This is a genomic window from Pseudomonas paeninsulae (assembly GCF_035621475.1).
In the GTDB taxonomy this organism is placed as follows: Bacteria; Pseudomonadota; Gammaproteobacteria; order Pseudomonadales; family Pseudomonadaceae; genus Aquipseudomonas; species Aquipseudomonas paeninsulae.
In genome coordinates this window covers 4,024,344-4,040,166 of the sequence record NZ_CP141799.1, presented here as the reverse complement: position 1 = coordinate 4,040,166, position 15,823 = coordinate 4,024,344, and the positions used below count along the sequence as shown (strand labels likewise).

General features: G+C 61.8%; 14 protein-coding genes. 8 read left to right on the top strand and 6 right to left on the bottom strand.

From position 1 onward, the window contains the following. The 7 genes from ispG to VCJ09_RS18545 all read left to right on the top strand — a co-directional run bounded on the left by ispG (position 1) and on the right by VCJ09_RS18545 (position 7,893). On the top strand, positions 1 to 1,113 hold the full coding sequence (gene ispG, locus VCJ09_RS18575) for a flavodoxin-dependent (E)-4-hydroxy-3-methylbut-2-enyl-diphosphate synthase (protein ID WP_324731564.1): 1,113 nt from the start codon (positions 1 to 3) through the stop codon (positions 1,111 to 1,113). Between the two features lie 18 nt (positions 1,114 to 1,131). Then, a complete protein-coding gene (gene hisS, locus VCJ09_RS18570; RefSeq protein WP_324731563.1) occupies positions 1,132 to 2,421 on the top strand; it encodes a histidine--tRNA ligase in 1,290 nt (429 codons plus the stop codon). Between the two features lie 38 nt (positions 2,422 to 2,459). After that, positions 2,460 to 3,104, top strand: coding sequence for a tetratricopeptide repeat protein (locus VCJ09_RS18565; RefSeq protein WP_079202990.1), 645 nt, complete (start codon positions 2,460 to 2,462; stop codon positions 3,102 to 3,104). Further along, on the top strand, positions 3,097 to 4,248 hold the full coding sequence (bamB, locus tag VCJ09_RS18560) for an outer membrane protein assembly factor BamB (protein ID WP_324731562.1): 1,152 nt from the start codon (positions 3,097 to 3,099) through the stop codon (positions 4,246 to 4,248). The genes VCJ09_RS18565 and bamB overlap by 8 nt, the downstream gene beginning before the upstream one ends. Before the next feature lie 140 nt (positions 4,249 to 4,388). Beyond that, on the top strand, positions 4,389 to 5,861 hold the full coding sequence (gene der / locus VCJ09_RS18555) for a ribosome biogenesis GTPase Der (RefSeq protein ID WP_079202988.1): 1,473 nt from the start codon (positions 4,389 to 4,391) through the stop codon (positions 5,859 to 5,861). 101 nt (positions 5,862 to 5,962) lie between these two features. Next, a complete protein-coding gene (locus tag VCJ09_RS18550) occupies positions 5,963 to 7,111 on the top strand; it encodes a pyridoxal phosphate-dependent aminotransferase (RefSeq protein WP_324731561.1) in 1,149 nt (382 codons plus the stop codon). Further along, a complete protein-coding gene (locus VCJ09_RS18545; RefSeq protein ID WP_324731560.1) occupies positions 7,099 to 7,893 on the top strand; it encodes an amidohydrolase in 795 nt (264 codons plus the stop codon). Before VCJ09_RS18550 ends, VCJ09_RS18545 begins: the two co-directional genes overlap by 13 nt. Positions 7,894 to 7,905: 12 nt before the next feature. Here VCJ09_RS18545 and VCJ09_RS18540 read toward each other — a convergent pair whose 3' ends face one another. From VCJ09_RS18540 to xseA, 6 genes are all read right to left on the bottom strand, one after another. Beyond that, positions 7,906 to 8,661 (bottom strand): substrate-binding periplasmic protein, encoded by a 756-nt coding sequence (locus tag VCJ09_RS18540; protein ID WP_324731559.1) that lies wholly within the window; start codon positions 8,659 to 8,661, stop codon positions 7,906 to 7,908. 79 nt (positions 8,662 to 8,740) lie between these two features. Continuing rightward, on the bottom strand, positions 8,741 to 10,411 hold the full coding sequence (gene leuA / locus VCJ09_RS18535; protein WP_324731558.1) for a 2-isopropylmalate synthase: 1,671 nt from the start codon (positions 10,409 to 10,411) through the stop codon (positions 8,741 to 8,743). 326 nt (positions 10,412 to 10,737) lie between these two features. Continuing rightward, on the bottom strand, positions 10,738 to 11,985 hold the full coding sequence (locus tag VCJ09_RS18530) for a mechanosensitive ion channel family protein (protein ID WP_324731557.1): 1,248 nt from the start codon (positions 11,983 to 11,985) through the stop codon (positions 10,738 to 10,740). Positions 11,986 to 12,076: 91 nt separating this feature from the next. Beyond that, a complete protein-coding gene (locus VCJ09_RS18525) occupies positions 12,077 to 12,619 on the bottom strand; it encodes a hydrolase (protein WP_324731556.1) in 543 nt (180 codons plus the stop codon). A 39-nt stretch (positions 12,620 to 12,658) separates the two neighbouring features. Beyond that, positions 12,659 to 13,483: a peptidoglycan DD-metalloendopeptidase family protein gene (locus VCJ09_RS18520; RefSeq protein ID WP_324731555.1), complete on the bottom strand. Its 825-nt coding sequence runs from the start codon at positions 13,481 to 13,483 to the stop codon at positions 12,659 to 12,661. A gap of 54 nt (positions 13,484 to 13,537) precedes the next feature. Then, a complete protein-coding gene (gene xseA / locus VCJ09_RS18515) occupies positions 13,538 to 14,917 on the bottom strand; it encodes an exodeoxyribonuclease VII large subunit (RefSeq protein WP_324731554.1) in 1,380 nt (459 codons plus the stop codon). Between the two features lie 250 nt (positions 14,918 to 15,167). Between xseA and VCJ09_RS18510 the strand changes: the two genes are divergently transcribed. Then, on the top strand, positions 15,168 to 15,719 hold the full coding sequence (locus VCJ09_RS18510) for a sugar ABC transporter ATPase (RefSeq protein WP_079202979.1): 552 nt from the start codon (positions 15,168 to 15,170) through the stop codon (positions 15,717 to 15,719). Positions 15,720 to 15,823: the final 104 nt, after the last annotated feature.

Sequence of the window (15,823 nt, the reverse complement as noted above, 5' to 3'; positions counted from 1 at the left end):
ATGCATTGCGAATCGCCGATCAAGCGTCGTCTGACGCGCAAGATTTGGGTTGGCTCGGTACCGGTGGGCGGCGATGCACCCATCGCTGTGCAGAGCATGACCAATACCGATACCAACGATGTGGCGGCAACAGTGGCCCAAGTCCGTCGTCTGCAAGATGCCGGTGCGGATATCGTGCGTATTTCGGTGCCGGACATGGACGCCGCCGAAGCCTTTGGCCGGATCAAGCAACAGGTCAGCCTGCCGCTGGTGGCGGATATCCACTTCGATTATCAGATCGCCCTACGGGTGGCCGAGTTGGGCGTCGATTGCCTGCGCATCAATCCGGGCAATATCGGCCGTGCAGACCGGGTCAAGGCGGTGGTCGAGGCGGCCCGTGATCGAGGTATCTCGATTCGCATCGGGGTCAACGCCGGTTCGCTGGAAAAAGACCTGCAGAAGAAATACGGCGAGCCGACCCCGGAAGCACTGGTCGAGTCGGCGCTACGCCATGTAGAGCATCTGGATCGTTTGAACTTCCCGGACTTCAAGGTCAGCGTCAAAGCCTCCGATGTGTTCATGGCGGTGGAGGCCTATCGACTGCTGTCCAAGCAGATCGAACAACCTTTGCACCTGGGCATCACCGAGGCCGGTGGCCTGCGCTCGGGTACTGTGAAGTCGGCAGTGGGGCTGGGCATGCTGCTGGCCGAGGGAATTGGCGATACCATCCGCATCTCCCTGGCCGCTGACCCGGTGGAAGAGATCAAGGTTGGCTTCGATATTCTCAAGTCGCTGCGTCTGCGTTCACGCGGGATCAACTTCATCGCCTGCCCGAGCTGCTCGCGGCAGAATTTCGATGTGGTGAAGACCATGAACGACCTCGAGGGCCGCCTGGAAGACCTGCTGGTGCCGCTGGATGTGGCGGTGATTGGCTGTGTGGTCAATGGACCGGGCGAAGCCAAGGAAGCGGACATCGGCCTCACTGGCGGCTCGCCGAGCAACTTGATCTATATCGATGGCAAGCCGGCGCAAAAATTGAACAACGACAACCTGGTGGATCAGCTGGAAAAGCTGATACGCCAGAAGGCGGCCGAGAAGGTCGCTGCTGACGCCGCGGTCATCGTGCGCAGCTAACCCTGTTAAGGAAATGAATTGAGCAAGTCCCTGCAAGCCATTCGTGGCATGAACGATATCCTGCCCGAGCAGACTCCGCTTTGGCGTTACTTTGAAGACAGCGTGGCGCGCCTGCTGGATGGCTATGGCTATCGGCAGATACGTATGCCGATCGTCGAGTTCACCGAGCTGTTCAAACGCTCGATCGGCGAAGTGACCGACATCGTCGAAAAAGAGATGTACACCTTCGAGGATCGCAACGGTGATTCCCTGACCCTGCGTCCAGAAGGCACTGCCGCCTGCGTGCGGGCCGTGCTAGAGCACGGTCTGGCCGGTGGCGGGCAAACCCAGAAGCTCTGGTATATCGGGCCGATGTTCCGGCACGAACGTCCGCAGAAGGGGCGTTATCGCCAATTTCACCAAATTGGTGTCGAAGTCTTCAATATCGATGGCCCGGATATCGACGCCGAGTTGATCATTCTGACCTGGCGTCTGTGGGGCCTGCTCGGTATTCGCGATGCAGTCACCCTGGAGCTGAACAGTCTGGGCACCAGCGCGGCGCGAGCGGTCTATCGCGAAGCCCTGGTCGAGTACCTCACGGCCCGCGCCGAGCAGCTGGATGAAGACAGTCGCCGGCGCATGACCAGTAATCCGCTGCGTGTGCTCGACAGCAAGCACCCGGAGACCCAGGCGCTGCTGGCCGACGCGCCGAAGCTGGCCGATTACCTGGACGACGAATCGCTGCTGCATTTCGGCGGACTCAAGGCGCGCCTGGATGCGGCTGGGGTTCCTTACGTGATCAATCCCAAGTTGGTGCGTGGCCTGGATTACTACAGCAAGACTGTGTTCGAGTGGGTGACCGATCAGCTCGGTGCCCAGGGCACCGTCTGCGCCGGCGGTCGCTACGATGGCCTGGTCGAGCAGATGGGTGGCAAACCGACGCCGGGCGTGGGTTTCGCCATGGGTATCGAGCGCCTGGTGCTGCTGATCGAAACCTTGGACAAAGTACCGGCTGAAATCTCCCGGCAGGTCGATGTTTACCTGTGTGCTCTGGGTGAGCCTGCGGAATTGGCGGCCTTGGCCTTGGCCGAGCGCCTGCGTGATCAGCTGCCGGCTCTGCGTTTGCAGGTCAATGCCGGCGCAGGCAGTTTCAAGAGTCAACTGAAGAAGGCCGACAAGAGCGGTGCGCTTTACGCCTTGGTCATGGGTGAAGACGAACTGGCCCAGCAAGTGGTAGGTTGCAAGCCGCTGCGGGGCCAGGGTGAACAACAAAGTATCGCCTGGTTGGCATTGGCCGACCATTTGGCGACCTGCGTCTTGCAGGCCTGACAGGCAGTTAAGCGATTTAGCGAATAGGAGTATCTGGGGTGGTTTCGCGTACCGATGATGAAGAGCTGGCGGTAATCAAGGATTGGTGGCAGCGCAACGGCAAGCCATTGCTCACTGGCAGCGCATTGGCGCTGGTGGTGGTGTTTGGCTGGCAGGGCTGGCAGAAATACCAGACCAACCAGGCTCATGGCGCTTCGATGGTTTATCAGCAATTGCTGGAAACCGCATTGAATCCGAGTGGTCAGCCTGATCCGGGCAAGGTCGCTGAATTGGCCAACAGGCTCAAGAGCGATTTTGCCGGCAGTCACTATGCCCAGTACGGCAGTCTGTTCGTCGCCAAGGTAGCAGTAGAGTCCGGCAAGCTGGACGATGCCGCGACCGAGTTGCAAGCGATTGTCGATAAGCCGGTTGACGACACGCTGGCTGAATTGGCCCGTCAGCGTCTGGCCCGTGTTCTGGCTACGCAGGACAAAGTCGAAGAGGCACTCACGCTGCTCGAGGGAGATGCTGATCAAGCCTACCTCGCCAGCCGTGAAGAACTTAAAGGCGACCTGCTGGTGAAATTGGGTCGCAGCGATGATGCCTATAGCGCCTATGTAAAAGCCAAGGCGGCGCTTGCCGAAGAGGCCGCTGTGGGTGGCTTGCAAATGAAGCTCGACGATTTGGCCAAAGGGGATGCGTGACGTGATGCGTTGGAAAAATGCCGCACTGCTGGCCCTGGCCGTTTTGGCTGTAGGTTGCAGCAGCAACAGTAAAAAGGAATTGCCGCCTGCCGATCTGCCTGACTTCGAAGAAGAAGTAGTGCTGCAGAAGGAGTGGAGCCGTTCGATCGGTGAAGGCCAGGGCAAAACCTTCAACATGCTGGTGCCCGCTGTCGAGGGTGACAGCATTTATGCGGCCGATGTTGAAGGCCTGGTCATGGCGCTCGATCGCATGACGGGTAAGGTGATCTGGAAAGAAGACCTGGATCTACCGGTTTCGGGTGCCGTCGGTGCCGGTTACGGCCTGGTGGTTGTCGGCACGCTGAAAGGCGAGATCATTGCCCTCGATGCCAGCTCCGGTGAGGAAAAGTGGCGCGCGCAGGTGGCCAGTGAAGTGCTCGCCGCCCCGGCGATCAATGGCGACATCGTGCTGGTGCAGACCCAGGAAGATAGCCTTATTGCCCTGGATGCCGATACTGGTAGCCAGCGCTGGATCTTTGAAAACACCCCGGCAGTTCTGACCCTGCGTGGCACTGGCAGCCCGGTGCTGACCAACCGCCTGGCAATCGCCGGCTTGTCCAGTGGCAAGGTGATTGCCCTCGATGCCCAGCGCGGTATCCCGGTTTGGGAACAGCGCGTGGCGATTCCGCAAGGGCGTTCCGAGCTTGAGCGCGTGGTGGACATCGACGGAGGCCCGTTGCTTTCGGGTGGCAAACTGTATGTCGTCAGCTACCAGGGTCGTGTGGCTGCGCTGGATTTGGAAAGCGGTCGGGTGCTGTGGCAGCGCGAAGCCTCCAGTTCGGTCGGCGTGGCCCAGGGTTTCGGCAACGTCTACGTCAGCCTGGCTAACGGTACGGTAGAAGGCATCGACGAGCGTTCCTCCTCGGCGCTGTGGAGCAACGATGCTCTGGCGCGTCGCCAGTTGTCGGCGCCGGAAGTGTTTTCCAGCTATATAGCCTTCGGCGATCTGGAAGGTTACCTGCACCTGATCAGCCAGGTGGATGGGCGGTTTGTCGGACGTACGCGCATCGATAGCGATGGCTTGCGTGCTCGTCCGCTGGTGGCCGGTGCCTGGCTGTATGCGTTTGGCAATGGTGGCAAGCTGGTCGCACTGACCATCAAGTGAACCACTGTTAGCGGGCTTGGCTATGCTGCACGGCAATGCTGTGCGGCTGGCTGTGCGGCTGGCTGTTTCGCCCTGTGAATTCCGGCCGCTGCCCATGCAGCGGCTTTTGTATTTTTTGAATTAACGAAGTGGAGAGCCTAATGGTTCCCGTAATTGCCCTGGTGGGCCGCCCTAACGTCGGCAAGTCCACCCTATTTAACCGCTTGACCAAAAGCCGCGACGCGATTGTCGGCGACCTGTCTGGTCTGACCCGTGATCGCCAATACGGTGAGGCCAAGTGGCAGGGGCGAACCTATATCGTCATCGACACCGGCGGTATTTCCGGTGATGAAGAGGGTATCGACGCGAAGATGGCCGAGCAGTCGCTGCAGGCCATCGAAGAGGCCGATGCCGTCTTGTTTATGGTGGACGCCCGCGCCGGTTTGTCGGCGGCGGACCAGATGATTGGCGAGCACCTGCGCAAGCGCAACAAGCGCAGCTTCCTGGTGATCAACAAGGTCGACAATATCGACCCTGACATGGCCCGTGCCGAGTTCGCCTCCATGGCGATGGGCGAGTCCCTGGCGATTGCCGGTGCCCATGGGCGTGGCATCACCCAGATGCTCGAAGCTGTTTTGGGGTCTTTCCCCAAGGATGCAACCGAGCTGCCAGAGGGTGAGGAAGAAGAAATTGTCCTCGAAGGTCAGGAAGCCAAGCGCATCCCGGGCCCGAGCGAGAAGGACGGTATCAAGCTGGCGATCATTGGCCGGCCCAACGTCGGCAAGTCGACCCTGGTTAACCGCATGCTCGGTGAAGACCGGGTCATCGTCTATGACGAGGCCGGCACCACCCGCGACAGCATCTATATCCCGTTCGAGCGCGATGGTGAGAAGTACACCCTGATCGACACCGCCGGCGTGCGTCGCCGCGGCAAGATCTTCGAGGCGGTGGAAAAATTCTCGGTGGTCAAGACCCTGCAGGCGATCCAGGACTCCAACGTGGTGGTGTTCGTCATGGATGCCCGCGAAGGGGTGGTCGATCACGATCTCAACCTGCTCGGCTTCGTCCTGGAAAGCGGTCGTGCCCTGGTTATCGCCCTGAACAAATGGGATGGCATGGAGCCCAGCGAACGCGACTACGTGAAGGTCGAGTTGCAACGGCGGTTGTTCTTCGTCGACTTCGCCGATATTCACTTCATCTCGGCCTTGCACGGTACCGGTGTCGGTCATCTGTACAAATCGGTGCAGGACTCGTTCAAGTCGGCGATTACTCGCTGGCCGACTAACCGCCTGACCCAGATTCTCGAAGATGCGGTCGGCGATCACGCGCCACCAATGGTCAGGAACCGCCGGATCAAGCTGCGTTATGCTCACCTCGGCGGGGCCAACCCGCCGCTGATCGTGATCCACGGCAACCAGGTAGATGCGGTGCCCAAGTCTTATGTGCGCTACCTGGAAAACACCTACCGGCGAGTACTCAAGCTGGTCGGTACGCCGATCCGCATCGAGTTCAAGGGTGGCGAAAACCCTTACGAGGGTAATAAGAATACCCTCACCGACCGCCAGGTGAACAAGAAGCGCCGCATGATGAGCCACCACAAGAAGGCCGAGAAGAAGCGCAAGGACAAAAAATAGCCACAAGCTTCGGGCCGCAAGCCGAAGCAGTACGTAGGGCGGGTGAAACCCGCCGGCCCGGTTTTTTTTGGCGGGTTGCACCCGCCCTACGGAATAACGCGATGCTCCATAGCAAACTGCCGAATGTCGGCACCACCATCTTCACCCGCATGTCGCAGCTCGCCGTGGAAACCGGCGCGCTCAACCTGTCCCAGGGCTTTCCCGATTTCGATGGCCCGCAGGCTTTGCGCGAGGCGGTCGGTCGGCACATAGCCGCCGGGCATAACCAGTACGCGCCTATGACCGGTTTGCCGGCGCTGCGCGAGCAGGTGGCGGCGAAGATCGCGCGCAGCTATGGCCGTACAGCCAATGCCGATACTGAAATCACCATTACCCCAGGGGCGACCCAGGCGATCTTCTGCGCCATTCAGGCGCTGATTCATCCAGGTGATGAAGTGATCGTCTTCGATCCTTGCTACGACAGCTACGAACCCTCGGTTGAATTGGCCGGAGGGCGCTGCGTGCATGTGCCGCTGGCCTTGCCCGGCTTTGCCATCGATTGGCAGGTATTGACCGATGCGCTGAGCGACAAGACCCGCCTGATCATCCTCAATAGCCCGCACAACCCCAGTGGTGCGTTGATCTCGCGGGCCGAGCTGGATCAGTTGGCGGCGCTGATCCGTGAGCGCGACATCTACCTGCTCAGTGACGAAGTCTATGAGCATCTGGTGTTCGCCGGGGTCAGGCATGCCAGCGTGCTGGCCCATGAAGAGCTGTATCAGCGTGCCTTCGTGGTCAGCTCGTTCGGTAAGACCTACCACGTCACCGGTTGGAAGACCGGCTATGTGGTGGCGCCGCCGGCCTTGAGCGCCGAGTTGCGCAAGGTGCACCAGTACGTCAGCTTCTGCGGCGTCACCCCGCTGCAGTGGGCACTGGCCGACTTCATGGCCGAGCATCCCGAGCATGTCGAGGAGTTGCCGGCGTTCTATCAAGCCAAACGCGACCTGTTCTGCGACCTGCTGGTCGAATCGCGCTTCAGCTTCAGTCGCGCCGCCGGCAGCTATTTTCAGCTGGTCGATTATTCGACGATTCGCGATGACCTGGATGATCTGGCGATGGCCGAGTGGATGACCCGCGAGCATGGCGTGGCGACCATTCCAGTGTCGGTGTTCTACCAACAACCGCCTAAGGGCCTGCGCCTGCTGCGCTTGTGCTTCGCCAAACGCGAGGAGACCCTGCGTCAAGCAGCGGAGAAACTATGCGCGATATAAACCTATTGCCCGACCTTGAACTGGCGCTGATCCAGACCGAACTGGCCTGGCATGATCCCGAAGCCAATCGCACACATTTTCAGGCTTTGCTGGAGCAGGCCCGAGGCGCCGACCTGATCGTGCTGCCGGAGATGTTCACCACCGGCTTCTCCATGGACTCCGCCAGCCTGGCTGAGCCGGAGAATGGCCCAACCAGCCAGTGGTTGCTGGAGCAGGCCGCGCGGATGCAGGCGGTTATCTGCGGCAGCCTGATCATTCAGGCGGCCGATGGCACTTACCGCAATCGTCTGCTCTGGGCACGTCCGGATGGCTCGCTGGCACACTACGACAAGCGTCATCTGTTCCGTATGGTCGGCGAGCACCAGCACTTCAGCGCTGGCGAAGCACAAGTGCTACTGGAGTTGAAGGGCTGGCAGATTCGCCCGCTGATCTGCTACGACCTGCGCTTCCCGACCTGGAGTCGCGATGCGCATAACACCGATTTGCTGCTGTACACCGCCAACTGGCCGGCGGCGCGGCGCCAGCACTGGAACCGGCTGTTGCCAGCGCGGGCGATCGAGAACCTGTGCTACGTGGCGGCCGTGAACCGCATCGGCTCGGATGGCAAGGGCCACCCCTACAGTGGCGACTCCCAGGTGCTGGACTTTCAGGGCGAGCCGCTGCTAGCGGCAGGGGATGCGGGCGGGGTGTTCCGGGTCAGCCTGTCCGGCTCCGCGCTTGCCAGTTATCGCGAGCGCTTTCCTGCGTATCTGGATGCCGATGACTTTAGCTTGCTGGAGTGAAGGTCTGGACTGTCACTGTTTCAGGTAGTGGTCGTAGATCGCCTGGTAGCGACCGCTGGCCTTGAGCTGTTCGAGGCCGGCATTGAAGTCGTCGCGAATCTGCCGGTCGCGAAACAGGGGGCGGTAGTTCTGCGGGGCTTCCTCGGTGAAGGGGTGCAGATCGACGGTCTTGGCTTTGAACAGGTTGGTACGTTCCAGGAGCAACTCGAAATAGCGGTAGATGCTCTTGTCGCTGAGCACCAGATCGAAACGGCCCTTGTTCAGACCAAGCACCTGCAGTTCCTGATTGTTCTGTTCAAAATACAAACCCGCCTTCTGGGTGGCGGCCAACCATTCCGGGTAGCGCCGGGCCGCCCCCGGGAACGCCACCACGCTGAGCCCCTTGAGATCCTTGGGCGTGTTGATCTCGAGGTGGCGACTGTTCAGGCTGATGAAGACGTTGTCGTAGATCACCGCCGGGTTGCCATAGTGAGCGCCGGCCGCGCCCAGGTCCTGACCGAGATCGGTCATGGCGGCGTCTACCTCGCCCCGGCGAAAAGCCAGCGGCACCCGGGCCAGGGGAAAGTAGCGGGGTTCGAGTTTGTGCCCGCGAAAGGCCAACGCCTCGCCTATGACGTCCAGTTCGATGCCGCTGTCGCTCTCCGGAAAGCAGAAGGGCGGAATCTTCTCGCCGAAGGCCATGACCACTTGCGCGGCGCTGCCTGGACCACTGATGCCGAGCAGGAGGCTGAGCAACAGCCAGCGGCTCAATCGGGTGCAGTGGTTCATCGGTGTACCTGGGGTGGTCGTGAACGAAGGCAACCAGTGTAGTGGGTTGCCTGCGCCCTGTGTGAAGCGAGTTGCGCGCTCAGGCCGCTTGCGCCTCGGCCTGGGCCAGTACGCGGTTCAAGGCGCTGAACAGGGCGCGGAAGCTCGCCGTGGTGAGGTTCTCGTCGATGCCGATACCGTGCAGGGCGCGGCCGCCGTTGACCCTCAACTCGATATAGGCCGCGGCCTTGGCGTTGGTGCCGGCGCCGATGGCGTGCTCGCTGTAGTCCATGATTTCCACGGCCACCGGCAAACCGGCGACCAGGGCTTCCAGTGGGCCCTTGCCGATGCCGCGCCAGTGTTGAGTCTCTCCTTTGCTGAGCACTTCCACGTCCACCGCGCTGGTGCCGTTCTCTTCCTGCAGGCGATGGCCCTTAAGCGCATAAGGCGCGGTGGCTTGCAGGTATTCGCGCTCGAGCAGTTGGTGGATCTGCCCGGCGCTCATTTCCAGGCCGAGGCGATCGGTTTCCTTCTGCACCACCTGGCTGAACTCGATCTGCATGCGTCGCGGCAGGCAGATGCCGTATTCCTGTTCCAGCAAATAGCTGATGCCGCCCTTGCCCGACTGGCTGTTGACCCGAATCACCGCCTCGTAGCTGCGGCCAATATCGGCCGGGTCGATTGGCAGATAGGGCACTTCCCAGATGCCATTCGGGTCTTGCTGGCTGAGGCCCTTGCGGATCGCGTCTTGGTGCGAGCCGGAAAACGCGGTATGCACCAGGTCGCCGACATAGGGGTGGCGTGGGTGCACGGGCAGCTGGTTGCACTCCTCGACCACCTTGCGCACGTTATCGATGTCGGAGAAATCCAGGCCCGGGTGGATGCCCTGGGTGTAGAGGTTCAGCGCCAGGTTGACCAGGTCGACGTTGCCGGTGCGCTCGCCGTTGCCGAACAGGCAACCTTCGACGCGATCGGCGCCGGCCATCAGGCCCAGCTCGCTGGCGGCCACGCCGGTGCCGCGGTCGTTGTGGGTGTGCAGGCTGATCAGCACGCTGTCACGGCGGCTGATATGGCGGCCGAACCATTCGATCTGGTCGGCGTAGACGTTGGGTGTGGCCACTTCCACGGTGGCCGGCAGGTTGAGGATCACCTTGTTGCTCGGCGTCGGCTGCCAGACATCGAGCACCGCATCGCAGACTTCCACGGCGAACGCCAGTTCGGTGGAGGTGAAGACTTCCGGCGAGTACTGGAAGGTCCACTGGGTGTCCGGCTGCTGGGCGGCCAGGTCCTTGATGATCTGCGCGGCATTCACCGCGATATTGACCACGCCCGCCTGGTCCTGGTTGAAGACGATGCGGCGGAAGCTCGGGGCGGTGGCGTTGTAGACGTGGACGATGGCCTGCTTGGCGCCCTTGAGTGACTCGAAGGTGCGGCTGATCAGGTCTTCGCGGGCCTGGGTCAGCACCTGGATGGTGGTGTCGTCCGGGATATGCCCGTCTTCGATCAGGGTGCGCACGAAGTCGAAGTCGGTCTGCGAGGCGGACGGGAAGCCCACTTCGATCTGCTTGATGCCGACCTGCACCAGGGTCTTGAAGAAGCGCAGCTTCTTCGCCGCATCCATCGGCTCGATCAGCGACTGGTTGCCGTCACGCAGGTCCGAGCTGCACCAGATCGGTACTGCGGTAATGGTCTTCGACGGCCAGCTGCGGTCCGGCAAATCGATGGCCGCAAAGGCGCGGTACTTGCTGGACGGGTCTTTGCGCATGCTCATGGGGTAATCCTTTTGACGGCGACCGGAGAGGGTGGCCAGGCGAAGTCGAGATCGGTGCGGCGCTTCGGTTCAGTCACGCAGTCGCTGGCTGACCAGGCGGAGGTTGGCATGTTGCCGCGGCAGAATCAGGCTGTGGGTAGCGTTCATGGCGTCAACCCTATCCGGCGCGATCAAAGCTGGCAAGTGATGCGATAAAATTGGTGATATCGATCTATTTCATGACTTATGCGCAATTATATTGCGTGGAGGCGGGCGGCGCTGCTCGGCGATTGTGCAGTGCTTTGCCCCGGCCATCCGTGCGCTGTGGCCAGGGCTATGTGGCGGTATCAGTGTTCCGTTTGCGCGGCTCGGCTGCGTCCCAGTTCACGCATGTCCGCACCACTGGGGTGTTGGAACACGCGCAGGCCGAACTCAGGCAGGATCGCCAGTAGGTGGTCGAAGATATCCGACTGGGTGCTCTCGTAACTGCCCCAGGCAATGGTGTTGGTGAAGCAATAGAGCTGCAGCGGCAGGCCGTCGGCCGTCGGGCTGAGCTGGCGTACCAGTTGGGTCATGTCCTGGTTAATCTGCGGGTGTTGGCGCAGGTAGTGCTCCACATAGGCACGGAAGGTGCCGATATTGGTGATGCGGCGGGTGTTGGCTGGCTCCTGGCCGTCTTCGGCCAGTGCGCTGTTCCAGCTGAGCAACTCGCTGTGCTTGTTCTTCAGGTATTGCTTGAGCAGGCTGACGCGCTGCAGGCGGGTTATTTCCTCCGGGTTGAGGAAGCCGATGCTGGTCTGGTCGAGGTACAGGTTGCGCATGATCCGCCGTCCGCCGCACTCCTGCATGCCGCGCCAGTTCTTGAATGGGTCGCTGATAAAGCGCTTGGTCGGGATGCTGGTGATGGTCTTGTCCCAGTTCTGCACCTTGACCGTGTGCAGGGCGATGTCGATCACGTCGCCATCGGCATTCAGTTGCGGCATTTCTATCCAGTCCCCCACACGCACGATGTCGTTGGAGGAGATCTGCACGCTGGCCACCAGCGACAGAATGGTGTCCTGGAAAATCAGCATCAATACGGCGGCCATGGCGCCAAGGCCGGAGAGCAGGATCAGGGGTGAGCGGTCGATCAGGGTGGCGATGATCAGGATGCTGGAGACCACGTACAGGATGATCTTGACGACCTGCAGGTAGCCTTTGATCGGGTGCAGGTGAGCATCCTTGCGGCGCTGGTGGAGCAGATTGGCGATGTCCAGCAGGGCGCTCAGGGCCAGGGCGATGGTCAGCACGATAAAGCCGCTGCAGACGTTGCGCACCACCGCCACAGCAGTCTCCGGCAGGCCGGGTATGGCGGTGACGCCGGCAGACAGCAGCAGTGCCGGGACAATGTTCGACAGCCGCTTGATGATGCCGAAGTCTTGCCATTGGGCATCGCCGGCCTGGCGCAGCAGGCGATACAGGCCGCGTACCAGAATGCGCTTGACCAGCCAGTTGGATAGCCAGGCGGCGATGATCAGCAGTGCGGAGAAGGTCAGGGTTTGCAGTTCTGGGTGGGCGCTCAGCCAGTCGAGCCAGCCGTTGAATTCGTTACGCATGTTTCAACTCCGGGTTGCACGGATAGGTCGGCATGCGTCGATGCATGCCTGGCCGTCTGTGGTGTTCAGGATGCAGGGGGTGCCGGCGGGTTCAGCGAATGAACGTCTTGCTCACTTCGCGAAACAGCGGGTTGCCGGCCTGCTCGAGCCATTCGAAGGCGACCATTTCCCGCGACACGATGCTGGCGCCGGCTTGCTGCATGCGTGCCAGGGCCAGCGCCTTGTCCGAGGCCTGGCGCGAGCCGACGGCCTCAGCCACTACGAAGACCTGGCGGCCCTGGGCGAGCAGGTCGAGTACGGTCTGCAGCACGCAGACATGCGCTTCGCTGCCGCACACCACGAACTGCGCGCGTTCACCGCCGGGGCGCTTGAACAGCTCGCCTTCGCTGACTGCAGAAAAATGCAGCTTCTCGATGATGGCCTCGTCTGGGTGGCCGTCGCGCAAGGACGGGATCGTCTGCCCCAGGCCCTTGCTGTACTGCTCGGTGAGCAGCACGGGCACGCCGATGCGCTGCGCCACCTGCTGCAACCACAAGGCATTTTCGGCCAGTGTGGCGCTGTCATGGATGACCGGAAACAGGCGGGCCTGAATGTCGATGATCAGCAGGGTTGAAGTCTCGGCTTTGATTCGCATCAACAGTCCCTCGGTAAGTCACTGGAGCACGGCAATGTTTCAGGGTTTGAATGCCCCGATAAAAATGGCCGGGTCGATCCGCGCATCATTCAGGCTGACGTTCCAGTGCAAATGCGGCCCGGTGGCGCGACCGGTGGCGCCGACCTTGCCGAGCACGCCGCCGCGCGGCAGTTCGTCGCCGACCTTGACGCCGATTTCCGAGAGGTGGCAGAACATGCTGATCAGGCCCTGGCCGTGGTCGACGAACACGGTCTTGCCGTTGAAGAAGTAGTCGCCGATCAGGATTACCTGTCCTGCCGCCGGCGCCTGGACCGGGGTGCCGCGCTTGGCGGCGAAGTCCAGGCCGGAATGTGGGTTGCGTTCTTCGCCATTGAAGAAGCGGCGCAGGCCGAAGGGGCTGGACAGTGGCCCGCTGACAGGCTTGTCGAACAGCAGGTTGCTCGGCTGGCGGGCACTGAATTGCTGGTAGGCGCGGGTCTGCTCGGCGAGTTCGCGGTTGATGCGCTTGAGGTTGGCGGCGTTCGGGTTGACCTGCTGCTGGTTCTTGATGGTGATGCGTTGCTCGGCGTAGTGCTTGCCGCCGACCTGGAAGCTCAGGCGCTGAGTGTCGTTCACCTTGATCTGCTGACTGCCGGGTTTAGTCGTCAGGGGCAGGCCGACGATGGCGACCCAGCGCTGCCCGTCTTCGTGGATCACCAGCACCGGTTTGCCTTGGTAAGTGGTGCGGGGTGCGCTGGCAGCCGGCCCCAGGTCGATCACGGCGACGCCGCCGGGTACCGGCTGGTTGAGCAGGCGGGTGATAAAACCTTCGGCCTGCACGGGCAGGGCGAGGCAAAGGGTGACTAGCAAGGCAAGAAAACGCATGCGGTATCCCGAGTGTAGGGTGGATGCCGTTGTGCTCATCCACCTGATGATTGATCAGTCCAGCAGCGACAGGGTCGCCGGCTGCACGTGGTTGTCTTCGACCCGCACATCCAACTCGCCTTCGGCCAGGCGTGCTTTCAGGCGCTGGCCGGTGTGGGTGTCGGCGGCGCGGCGCACGGCCCGGCCGCGCTCGTCGAGGAGAATGCTGTAGCCGCGGCCGAGGGTGGCCAGCGGGCTGACCGCATTTAGGGTCTGCACCTGGCTTTGCAATTGCAGACGGCGTTGCTTCAGGCCTTCGCGCATGGCCCGTGGCAGGCGCTCGGCGAGGCTGCCCAGGCGCTGGCGCAGCAGTTGCAACGTGCGCTCGGGATGCTGGCCGGCCAGGCGGGTGTGCAGGCGCGCGAGGCGTTCGCGGCGGTTGTTCAGCTGGCGCTCGAAGGCCCGTGCCAGGCGCATTTCCAGATCGTCCAGGCGCTGGGCGTGCTGGCGCAGGCGTTCGCCGGGGTGGCGCAGGCGCCGGGTCAGGCCATCCAGGCGCAGGCGTTCGCGCTCCAGGCGGTTGTGCATGCGCATGATCAGGCGGCGCTGCAGGCTGTGCAGGCGCTGCACCAGCTCGCTGGCGTCGGGGGCCAGCAGTTCGGCGGCGGCCGAGGGCGTGGGGGCGCGTACGTCGGCGACGAAATCGCAGATGGAGACGTCGGTTTCGTGGCCGACCGCGCTGACGATCGGTGTGACGCAGGCCGCGACCGCGCGTGCCACGGCTTCTTCGTTGAAGCTCCAGAGGTCTTCCAGCGAACCGCCGCCACGCGCCAGGATCAGTGCGTCGAAGCCCTGGCGGTCGGCCAGTTGCAGGGCGCGGATGATCTGCGCGCTGGCTTCGCGGCCCTGTACGGCCGTGGGGATCAGGGTCAGGGCGACCTGCGGGGCGCGGCGGCGGAACACACTGATGATGTCGCGGATTACCGCGCCGGTCGGCGAGCTGACGATGCCGATGCGCTTGGGATGGGCGGGCAGGGCGATTTTGCGCTCAGTGGCGAACAGACCTTCGGCGCTGAGTTTGTCTTTCAGCGCCTCGAAGGCCAGGCGCAGGGCGCCGTCGCCGGCCGGCTCGACGCTGTCGAGAATCAACTGGTAATCACCGCGCCCTTCAAACAGCGAGACCTTGCCGCGCACCTTGACCGCCAGGCCATCGCGCAAGGCCTGACGAACCTTGGTCGCGCTCTGTCGGAACAGGGCGCAGCGTACCTGGGCCTGACTATCTTTAAGAGTGAAGTAGATATGCCCGGAGGCCGGCTTGGCCAGGTTGGAAATTTCCCCCTCGACCCAGATGCCAGAGAACACATCTTCCAGCAGCAAGCGTGCGCGGTTATTGAGCTGGCTGACGCTGAGCACTTCGCGGTCGAGGTTCAGGCGTTGGAACGGGTCTTTGATCATGCCCGGCATGATAAAGGCTTTGCCAGGCCGACCATAGGCCGTTTGCCTTGACCGGCGGCGCCGGGCCATTAACAGGCCGTTGAAAAACTACCTACGTTGCCGATACGGCGTTAAAAACAGGCTCGGAATGCTCATTTACAGCTCGTAAACTCTGCTTCCTCGCCTGTTTTTGCCTTGTCTCGGCTGCCTCGCCTACGTTTTTCAACGGCCTGTTAAGCTGCGCGGCTATAACCTCGGAACAGAGTCTTTCATGAGCGAACAGCAAGCCATCATAGTGCCGAAAATCTCCAGCTTTCCCGGGCATGAAGCCAGGGCGCGGGCGATTGTGCGCTGGCTGGTGCAGCAGAATGTTATTGAGGCGCAGCTAAGCACCTGCGGCCGAACGTTCAACAAAATGGCCTATGGCGTTGCCCCGGGTGCCCGGCGGGTGGTCGAGCAGCCGCAGTTATTGCCTTTCGCCCAGCCGGTCAATGGTCTGGAAATCGTCTACAAACGCTGCATCTTTACCCCGCTGCACGATTTTCTCGAGGAGGCCGGTTGTCCGCAGTGTCGCAAGGAGGTTGGCGTGGAGCTGTTCGATCGCCTGGAGGACTGGATGCCCGGCCATACCGACACCTTCATCTGCCCGCTATGCAGTCACGAAGACGACATCAATGGCTTCCTGTTTCTGCAGCCCTGCGGCTTTTCCAATCTGGGCTTTATCTTCAATAACTGGGCCGAGGCGGGTTTCAAACAGAGCTTTCTCGACGAATTCGCCGACCGACTGGGTTACCCGCTGTCCGTGGTTGAGGTCAAGCTGTAACGCCTGCTTGGCAGGCGCGTGCGCTGGCTGCGACAGGGCGCGGCATCACGGCCGATTGTTTGCATTGAGTGAAGGGGCTTGCCTGAGTATAATGGCGCGCTTCC